Here is a 2,687-nt window from a genome sequence, read left to right as displayed (position 1 = left end):
GGCGCCCGCGGAGCCGGCCGCCGGACCCGCGGCGCCGGCCGGGGGGAAGCCGACCAGCGACTGGTTCGCGCCCCGCAAGTCCCAGGCGAACAAGGGAGGTCAGGGCGGCGGCTCCACCAACGGCGCCGGACTGCCCGGTGGTTCGCCCGCGGCGGGCGGACCCGGCACGGGTTCCACCGGTACGGGTGCCGGGTCCCCGGGCGCGGGCTCCTCCGGCGCCCGCCCCGGCGGTGCGCCCGGCTCCATGGGCGTGCCCGGCCCGGCGAACGGCTCCCGGCCCGGGGGCGCCTCCGGTCCCGGCTCCACCGGTGGCACCGGGCTGCCCGGAGTCACCGGCGGCCCCGTCGCCCCCGGCCACGGCGGCGGCACCGGCTCCTTCGACGTGACCGAGGCGCTGGCGGCGGGCCCGCGGCCCGGCGGCCCCCACTCCGGTCCCGGCGGTGACGGGCCGCGCCAGGACGACCTGGCGTACTTCTCCGAGGACGGGCGCGGCGACCGGAACGGGCAGGGCGGACAGGCCGGGCAGGGCGGCCCGAGCGGTCCCAGCGGCTTCAACGGGCCCGGCGGACCCGGTGGACCCGGTGGGCCGGGCGGCCCGCAGGGGCCCGCGGGCCCGACCGGCGGCCCGGTCACCGGTGACGGCCCGCTGCGGCCGAACGCCGGCGGCGGACCCGCGGGACGCCCGGGCGGCGCTCCCGGCGGGCACCCCGCACACCCCGGTGGCGGCCTGAGCGACGACACCGCGGTCCTCACCCCGCAGCAACTCGCGCCGGGGCCCGGCACGCCGGGCTACGGCGGCCGGCCGGCCAACGTCTCCGGCCACACCGTCACCAGCGGGATGCCCGTCCTCCCACCCCGAGGGGGTGAGCCGTTCGACACGGGCGCCGGCGGTGGCGGACCGATGTCGCACACCCCGCCGGGAATGCCCGGACCGGCCCCGAGGAGCGCTGCCCCGTCCGGCGCGGGCGCGTCCAAGGCCGCCAAGAAGAAGGGCCGCGGCAAGCTGTCCCTGCTCGTGGTCGGCGTGGTCGGCGTGGCCGGTGTCGCCTACGGCGCCGGGCTGCTGATGAACCGCTCCGACGTACCCAAGGGCACCACCGTGCTCGGCGTCGACATCGGCGGCAGCACCCGCGACGACGCGGTGAAGAAGCTCGACGACGCCTTCGGCAAGCGGGTGAACCAGCCGCTGAAGCTGATGATCGACGGCAAGACGGTCACCCTCAAGCCGGAGCAGGCCGGGCTCCAGTTCGACACCCAGGCCACGGCCAGCGCGGCGGCGACGAGCGACTACAACCCCGTCTCCGTGATCGGCTCCCTGTTCGGCAACCAGCGCGAGGTCGAGCCGCGGATGCCGGTCGACGAGGAGAAGTTGCAGGTCGCCCTGCAGAACGTCTCGGGCGGCGCCGGGTCGGTGACCGAGGGCGGCATCAAGTTCGAGGCCGGCAAGGCCGTCGCCGTCTACGGCAAGCCGGGCAAGGGCATCGACGCGGCCCGTTCGACCGAGGCGGTCCAGCGGGCGTACCGCGCCCAGGTGGAGACGGGCTCGGCCCTGCCGGCCCAGCTGCCCACCACCACCCGGCAGCCGACGGTCCCCAACGCCGAGGTCGACCGGATGATGAAGGAGTTCGCCGAGCCGGCCATGTCGGGGCTCGTGACGGTGCAGACGGACGCCGCGCACACGGTGTCGTTCAGTCCGCAGAAGTCGCTGTGGAAGTTCCTTCAGGTCAAGGCCGTGAACGGCAAGCTCGTCGACTCCTACGACGAGGCGGTGCTCAAGGAGCTGTACGGCAGCGCCTTCGACGAGGTCAAGATCGTCAGGGGCACCGGGGAGAAGACGCCCGTCACGGTCCAGGACGTGATCGGTGCCATGCGCCCGGCCCTGATGAGCAAGACCGACCGGGTGGGCGTCATCGACACCGACCCCAGCTAGGCACCTCACCGCCGCGAGAGGGCACCCCGTCCGCACGGACGAGGGTGCCCTCTCGTCGTGTCACCGCCCTCGTCCTCGCCGCCGCCGGTGTCAGTTGAGCATCGCCCGCGCGGAGCGCGCCTGCCCCCGCACCCGCTCGGCCGCGGGCTCGTCCACCGCGGCCACGACATCGGCGTACGCCTCCAACTCCGCCGCCCCGCCCACGAAGTCCCCCCGCTGCACCAGCAGCTGCGCCCGCTCGTACCGCAACCGCGTGGAATGCGAAGGCAGCAGCAGCGACAACTCCACCGCCCACAACGCCACGTCCGACCGCTCGGGCCGCACGGCCGCCCAGGCCCGGACGTTGTTCAGGATCCGCGCCACGATCTCCAGCGGCGCCGCGGGCACCAGCATCGACGGATGCAAGGGCGCTCCCGTGGCCCCCACCACCAGCAACTCCGCGTCCGCCCCGGTCAGCACCCGCCCCCCGTCGAACGGATCCGCGAGCACCTGCTCGTGCCCCTGCTCCTCCGCGGCCCCGAACCCGACCACGAAATGCCCCGGCAGCGCGACCCCGTACACCGGCGCCCCCGCCCGCCGCGCGACCTCCATCCACACCACCGACAGCAGGATCGGCAGCCCGCGCCGCCGCGCCAGCACCGCGTGCAGCAACGAGCTCTCCAGCCGCTGGTAGTCCGCGGCGCAGCCGCGGAACCCGTACCGCTCGCCCAGCAGCTCGTACAGCGCCTGGGCCCAGGCCCGCGGCCCGCCCGGCCGG

At 75.9% G+C, this 2,687-nt stretch carries 2 protein-coding genes; one reads left to right on the top strand and one right to left on the bottom strand.

All coding sequences use genetic code 11. The features are described from left to right. On the top strand, positions 1-1,930 hold a 1,930-nt coding region (locus RH94_RS10005; protein ID WP_234425663.1), incomplete at its 5' end, for a hypothetical protein. A 90-nt stretch (positions 1,931-2,020) separates the two neighbouring features. Here the strand turns inward: RH94_RS10005 and RH94_RS10000 are convergent. Further along, the coding region (locus tag RH94_RS10000) for a transglutaminase family protein (RefSeq protein ID WP_234425662.1) at positions 2,021-2,687 on the bottom strand (667 nt) is incomplete at its 5' end.

The sequence above is a fragment of the Streptomyces kebangsaanensis genome (assembly GCF_001906585.1).
Classification (GTDB): domain Bacteria; phylum Actinomycetota; class Actinomycetes; order Streptomycetales; family Streptomycetaceae; genus Streptomyces; species Streptomyces kebangsaanensis.
The sequence above is the reverse complement of the archived record's forward strand: the minus strand, read 5'-3'. Positions and strand labels throughout refer to the sequence as shown.